This is a genomic window from Mesorhizobium sp. M1143, from assembly GCF_040318435.1.
In the GTDB taxonomy this organism is placed as follows: domain Bacteria; phylum Pseudomonadota; class Alphaproteobacteria; order Rhizobiales; family Rhizobiaceae; genus Mesorhizobium.
This window is the reverse complement of record NZ_JAMYMJ010000100.1, coordinates 1-6,681: the sequence shown is the minus strand read 5'-3', so window position 1 is coordinate 6,681 and position 6,681 is coordinate 1. Positions and strand designations below refer to the sequence as shown.

At 56.1% G+C, this 6,681-nt stretch carries 4 protein-coding genes, 1 tRNA gene and 1 pseudogene; 2 read left to right on the top strand and 4 right to left on the bottom strand.

The window, feature by feature from the left end:
• Positions 1 to 603: pseudogene (locus tag NKH35_RS30395) on the bottom strand (P-loop NTPase fold protein); the annotation flags it as partial.
• A gap of 18 nt (positions 604 to 621) precedes the next feature.
• Positions 622 to 2,607 carry a YobI family P-loop NTPase gene (locus tag NKH35_RS30390; protein WP_352917393.1) on the bottom strand — a complete coding sequence of 662 codons (1,986 nt, stop codon included), beginning with the start codon at positions 2,605 to 2,607 and terminating at the stop codon, positions 622 to 624.
• A 590-nt stretch (positions 2,608 to 3,197) separates the two neighbouring features.
• Between NKH35_RS30390 and NKH35_RS30385 the strand changes: the two genes are divergently transcribed.
• Both NKH35_RS30385 and NKH35_RS30380 read left to right on the top strand, forming a co-directional pair.
• Positions 3,198 to 3,494, top strand: a complete 297-nt coding sequence (locus tag NKH35_RS30385) for a helix-turn-helix transcriptional regulator (protein ID WP_023707989.1) — start codon at positions 3,198 to 3,200, stop codon at positions 3,492 to 3,494.
• Between the two features lie 12 nt (positions 3,495 to 3,506).
• Positions 3,507 to 4,817: a type II toxin-antitoxin system HipA family toxin gene (locus NKH35_RS30380; RefSeq protein ID WP_352917391.1), complete on the top strand. Its 1,311-nt coding sequence runs from the start codon at positions 3,507 to 3,509 to the stop codon at positions 4,815 to 4,817.
• A 228-nt stretch (positions 4,818 to 5,045) separates the two neighbouring features.
• Here NKH35_RS30380 and NKH35_RS30375 read toward each other — a convergent pair whose 3' ends face one another.
• A complete protein-coding gene (locus NKH35_RS30375) occupies positions 5,046 to 6,392 on the bottom strand; it encodes a tyrosine-type recombinase/integrase (protein WP_352917389.1) in 1,347 nt (448 codons plus the stop codon).
• Between the two features lie 212 nt (positions 6,393 to 6,604).
• Positions 6,605 to 6,680: transfer RNA gene (locus NKH35_RS30370), tRNA-Phe, on the bottom strand.
• Between the last annotated feature and the right edge of the window lies 1 nt (position 6,681).

Genomic DNA, 6,681 nt, shown 5'->3' with positions numbered 1-6,681 from the left:
GATAATGGACAGAATGGTGGCCACGCTCTCGCGCGAATTGTCCTCAAGCCGCAGGAGTACGTTCTTGAGATAGTCAACGAAGCCGCGCTCGATCCTTAAACTCAGAACCGCATTACCGATTCCGGTGACCGTCGTGTAATTCCGGGTGCGCAAGGGCTCGAGATCGTCAACTCCTAGAACAGTTTGGAAAATGAACTCTAGGTTCTCAACGGAGAGCGTGTAGGAACCCTCTTCAAAAAGGAAGCGAGCAATTCCAGGAAACCCTTCTATACTTCTGAGGTCTTCCAGCTCGATCCCAAGGGGCTTTAGACGAGACGGGTCGATGTTGGTCCCGAGCGCGAGAATCTGAGCCAGCTTTTCGGAGACGAATGGCGAAATCTCGGGATATGCGGCCGGCAGCGCTTTGAGGGCCGGCTCAGGCAAATGCGCGATTATCTGACCAACATGGGGGAGATGCCCGGGATTGGCAAGGACAGCCGGAATGAAGCCTGGCCACCCGGCTCGCAGTCCTGCAACCAACTTGGGCACTTCTTTTCCCGCTGCGTAGTAACTAGTGAAGAAGGCGCCGCAATCCTCGAAATCAGAAGCCAAATACTCAAACATCTTCGCCCCTTGGTCCGACTACGCGGCGTCGTCACCCAGCAGGCAATCGACGATCTTGACGTTGAGGACGTAGTGCTGACGGAAATCCTCGCCACGCATCGCCGCCACGACTTCCTTCGCATTGTCGATCAGGAAGTTGGGGTCCGGGTTTATGAATCCGCGTATCTGAATGAGAAATTTGTTGTCGTTGGGCGACAGTCGACCCGAATGGAACAGCGATGTATACTGGTAGTAGGTGTCGTCGATATAGCCTTCCATCACTAGAAAGCGAGGCAGCTCGCCATTTTCGCCGAACGCGCCAAAAAGATCGCTCATTTCTTTTACATTCAGTCGAATAACCTCATTGAATTTAGCGGAGCGCAGAGCGGCGATCTTCTCCCGCAGCGCTCGCCGCCTTCTAGAGGTAGAGCTCCTAGCCTCAGCAGTCCGCTGCTCAACCTCTTCCTTGCGCTGCGCAAACGTCCTCAGACTATCGACCTCGGACTGCAAGCTCGAGATGTTGATGGTCTGGTGATACCCGTTGAGATTACGATAGGTAATAGTTTGGCTACTGATGATCTGGTCGAAATTTTCACTTCTCGCGAGTGTGCTAATCTCAATCTGGGTCTGTCCATTCTGACCGATGTGGGACGCCTGAGCAGGTAGTTTCTCAAACAACGCCATCGCATAAATTCGGCGGAGATCGAGCAGATCGGCTGGAATTTGCCGTTCGGCAACGTCGGCCTCATGCTCGATGCGCTCAATAGCGGCCTTATATTCTGCCTCACCGCGAGCGATAAACTCATCATGCTTGCCAAGGATCTGCGCGAGATTGCCCTTGCCACGATGAAGGCTCTCAAAGTCACTCGGGAATACATTCTTATATATCAGAACCGCTAGGAGTTTGTTTGCGTCCAGCACATTGTCGCCATCAGTCTCCAGATTAGCGACATAGATGGCATACTCATTGAAAATGTTTTGTATGAGCCTCAGGTCGTTCAGATATCGCGAAACTTCACGCAGAAACTGGCGATCAAGTCGACTGTCCAGCGAAAGCCGCTTCCCCTGCTCCAGGACTTTATCGATCGAGTTCGAGCTGTTGATGACTGGTATGACGGGGATGATGAACTCAAAGAACTTCGTTCTGTCCGTGTTGGCGAACATGTCATCGCGTAATGCGTAAAGGAAGCGTATTGTCCGCTTCACGCCAGCATTCGCATTTACGAGGCTATTTATCTCGCGGAGACTAATGAATATCTCGGAATTGTTGAACCTGTCGAGATCTTCGATAATGACGAGAACATACTTCGTTGACTGAAAGAAGTATATAATATCGTCCAAATGCCGATTAAGAATCGATTCTTGGCTGACCGCCACAGGTGTGATCTCAATATCTTTTAGAGAAATACTCTTGAGAGACAGGCCGAAGCTGACCTTGTAGAATTGGTAGACCGTCAGCCAGAGGAACGATGCTCCCACGGCAAACCACAGAAAAGTGGGCCAGTTACTTATCGAAAGAGGCAGGAAGAAGCTGCCATTGATGACGTCATCGCGTTTTTGGAAAAGATGCCAACAGGCCACGACGCCAAGGATCACGTACAGAGAAAGCAAGATCGACCATCTACTGGGCGACCTAATTCGCTTAAATCGCGAGAGCGGCAGCTGGTTCGCATCCGCGCCATAGAGCATCTGTTGAAGGATGCTTCTCTCGATCTCCTGTTTGCTCACAGCGCCACCGGAGGCGGTTGCCTCAGGAAGGAACGCGGCGAGCGATATCTGCAGAATTGGATGCCGGTATTTTTTTAGGAAGGCCCTGATGATGCTGCTTTTTCCCGAGCCATAAGGCCCGGTCAAAGCGATGTTCGAAACTCTGGGATTGCTCGTCGCGTACAGGAGCGCATCGGAATATACTCCTGCCTCGTCTGCCTTCTCGGTTGGCGCAAGATCGATAAACTTTGATTGTACATCGACCGCGTCGTTCGAGCGGCAAAGCAAGTTAAGGATTCTAGCGATGATTTCCCGCAAGCTATTTCGAAGTCCCATAAACAGAAGCGTTAGCGCTTCAACGCTTAGCATGCGCACAAGTATGGCCAAAGCCGATTTAGAACATGGGTGGGGGACGTCCGAATATGAGTGATGTCGGCGATTCCTTCGAGAGCCGAAAAGGCGGACGAGCTGGTCGTCAGTCCGGGTGCAAGCTCAACCTCGTGGTCAAACCAGGGCCAGCTGCCGCTGCCCAACTGATGGATAGATGGTCACGAAACCTGGGTCTAGGCGCGGGGCCGGCTGAGGCGAGACCTGCAGTCCGACACCAAGCGGGCGGGATGCCGAACTGACCGCTCATCGCCAAGTCTTACCAAGACCTGACAGTCTGGTCCCGGCCAACAACGTCGTTCCAGTTCTCGACCAGCGCGCGGTCATTCTCGATGGTACCCTGTCGAACGTCTGATCGCACATGCCGATAGTGTTTGCGTGGCGCAATGAGTTATATAAGTTTGTATATGGAGATCGCCCATATGGGAACATATATAGCGAAAATTGATATAGCAGCGCATATTGACACCTGTAATATACGATTCTATATCAAGCTAGATTATACAGAAACCGTATACGCCATGAAGATCAGAACAGCTCGCGACATTGGTATGCTGATCAAGGAGGCCCGCACCCGGCGCGGCCTGTCACAGGCTGCCTTGGCCAAGATGATCAACACCACGCAGACGTGGGTGTCGTGGATCGAGAACGGCAAGCCCAGCGCCGAGATCGGCAACGTGCTGCTGGCGCTGACCACGCTTGGTGTGGAGCTGGACTTTCAGATCCCGCCGGCGCCGACGTCGGCTGCTAATCATCATCATAATGCCGAAGAACGGCATGTCGACGATGACGACGACGAGATTCCCTACAAGCTCTAGGTGACGATGATCATGGTGAACCCGATCGACACCCTCGGCGTCTATATCGCTGGCAGACCAGTTGGGGGGCTCCACCACCTGCAGGGCGGTAAGCTTTCGTTCTCCTACCACGAGGCATGGATGGAGGGCCGGGTGGCGATCCCGCTCTCCCTGTCAATGCCGACGATCACCAGGACATACGAGGGCAAGGTCGTCGAGGCATTCCTCTGGGGCCTGCTGCCGGATAATGAGCAGACCCTCGCCAGATGGGCCCAGAGATTCCAGGTCTCCGCCCGAAACCCGTTTGCCCTGCTCAAGAACGTCGGCCGCGACTGCGCGGGCGCCGTCCAGTTCCTTCCGCGTGACGATCAGGTTTCCCGCGGCGAGAACGTGGAGTTGCTCACCGAGGCGCAGATCGGCGACCGCCTGCGCGACCTGCGCAAGGATGGTGCAGCGACCCGGCGAATCGGCGATCCTGGTCAGTTCAGTCTCGCTGGTGCGCAGGCAAAGACGGCGTTCTATTTCGATAAGGGCAGCAATCGCTGGGGGATCCCTCTAGGCGACACGCCCACGACACACATCTTCAAGCCGCCTTTGCCGCACTTGCACGGGCATACCGAGAACGAGCATTTCTGCCTGCAGCTTGCATCCAAGCTCGGCATGGATGCTGCACATAGCCAGGTTCTCGACTTCGCAGGCGAAAAGGCGATCGTTATCGAGCGCTACGACCGCCGCAACATCGAGGGCAAGACCATCCGCATCCATCAGGAGGACATGTGCCAGGCCCTGTCGGTGATGCCGACGCTCAAGTACGAGAACCAGGGTGGGCCAGGTATCACGACGATCTCCAGAAAGGTGCTGTCGGCCTCCCTCGACCCCGTCCAAGACCGTCAGATCTTCATGGCCGCGAACGTCTTCAACTGGATCATCGCCGGCACGGACGCGCATGCAAAGAACTACTCGATGCTGCTCGGTGCCCAGGGCGAGGCCCGCCTAGCTCCGCTCTACGACATCTCCTCCATTCTGCCGCACCTCGGGGGAGAGATCCAATCTGAGATGCGCGACCTTAAACTGGCGATGAAGATCGACAGAGTCTATCCCATCGAGGAGATCATGCCGCGCCACTGGGGGCGCTGTGCGTCCTCAGCAAAGGTTGGCAGCGAGTACACGGTGCGGACAATCCGCCATCAGCTCGCGGTGATGCCCGACATGGCATCGGAGTGCGCCCAAGAGCTTCGCCAGGAGGGGATCATCCATGAGATCGTTGGTCGCCTCGTCGACGCGATCGCGACGCGCATCAAGGGCTTGTCCCGGATCTCTGGAGAGGAAGGTTGTGGAGGTTAAAGTCGGGGGGGGATAGCGGATCCACGGACTAATGCCGGCGAAAGGACGGACCGCACACTGCCCACGGGATTCTCGCTCTAATAGCGCCCCGGCTCCGGGCCGGGTAGATGGCCGGTTTCGGAACCGGCCATCGGCAGCTTGAATGTCGGAAATGGGGTCGGCTGCAGAACGGCAGCTTCCCGCCGAACGCGGTCCAACTTTCTCTCCAGGAAATCTGAAAATGCGGGCCTACGATTTGGCGTTGAGTTGTGGCGTTTTTCGACGGTCAGTATGATTCCGGCGGTTGGAGATTTGTATCGGCGTTTGATGAACGGCCGCTGTTGGGTTCAAAGTGGATGGTCGCGTTGGTGTGTGGACAGCAGGCTTGCGGCGTCCCTCGATTGAGATCACCCGCAGGTTTTTGCTCTTGAGTTCATCCAGATAATCGGCCCACCACTGCATCATCTTGACGCGCTCGTCCCAATGCTCTGCCCGGGCGTAGGCGCGCCGAACGTCGTTGTTCTCAATGTGGGCCAGCTGCCGCTCTATCGCGTCCGGATGCCACTTGCCGCATTCGTTCAGCAGAGTTGATGCCGTTGCTCGAAAACCATGCGCGGTTGCTTCTTCCTTGCCGTAACCCATACGGCGCAGCGCGGCGTTAAGCGTGTTATCGGAAATCGGACGCGAAGCCGATCGAACACTAGGAAACAGCAGCGATCCACCACCAGAGATCTCTCTCAGTGAAGTCAGGACGCTGATCGCCTGCCTTGATAGGGGTATGCGGTGCGGCCGTCGCATTTTGATGCGTGCCGGAGGGATGGTCCATACCGAGCTTTCAAAATCGAACTCTTCCCATTCAGCGGAGCGAAGCTCGCCGGGGCGGGGAAACATCAGCGCCATCAGCTTCAGACCAGCTCGGGTTGTAGGCTGTCCGTCAAATGCATAGATTGCCCTCAGCAAACCGCCCAAGGCCTTCGGATCAGTGATCGCGGCGCGAGGCGTTACAGTCGGACTGATGAGTGCGCCTCTGAGGGCGAAGGTCGGATCTGTCTCGGCGCGTGCCGTCGCGATTGCGTATCGAAACACGCTGCCGATGGTGGAGCGCAGTCGCCTGGCCGACTCGTATCGACCGCGAACCTCGACGCGACGGAGGGCGGTAAGGATGGTGGCCGTATCGATCTCCCGAATGCACTTGTCGCCGATTATCGGATAGGCAAAATCGAGCAGCCATTTGACCTTGCTGATCGTCCGGTCGGCACGTCCCTCCTTCTTTAGCTTGTCGACATATTCGTCCGCGATTGAGCGAAAGGAGTCCTTTGCCGAATCGGCCTTCCGCAAGCTGCGTTCCTTTCCAGGGTCGACGCCAGCTAGCAGGAGCCTTTTAGCATTATCGCGCGCCTCCCGTGCCTCGGCGAGAGAGATAAGGGGATAGCTGCCCAGCGCGAGCAGTTTCTGCTTGCCCTCAAAGCGGTAGGCGAGCCGCCAGAGGCGAGAGCCCGTAGGCTGTACCCACAGCTGCAGCCCGCCCCCGTCAGATAATTTCACGAGTTTGGAAGCGGGGCGGGCGCTTCGACATTTCACGTCGGAGAGGGGCATTCGTCAGGTCTCCCTTGGCTGTTTCGATACCATCAGGATGTCGAATACCAACGGAAATACCATCCCCCCGCCTCGTTGGACCAAATGCGCCTGAAGCGTTCCCTGTCCCGCTTAATTGCGTCATGCGACTGCAAAAGATCAACAATTCCAGTCGCTTGCAGAAACTCCAGCGTAGAAACTTCGGCGAAAGGGAGTGTCGGGAGAAGAGCGGATGGTGCCCAGAGGCGGATTCGAACCACCGACACGCGGATTTTCAGTCCGCTGCTCTACCAACTGAGCTATCTGGGCC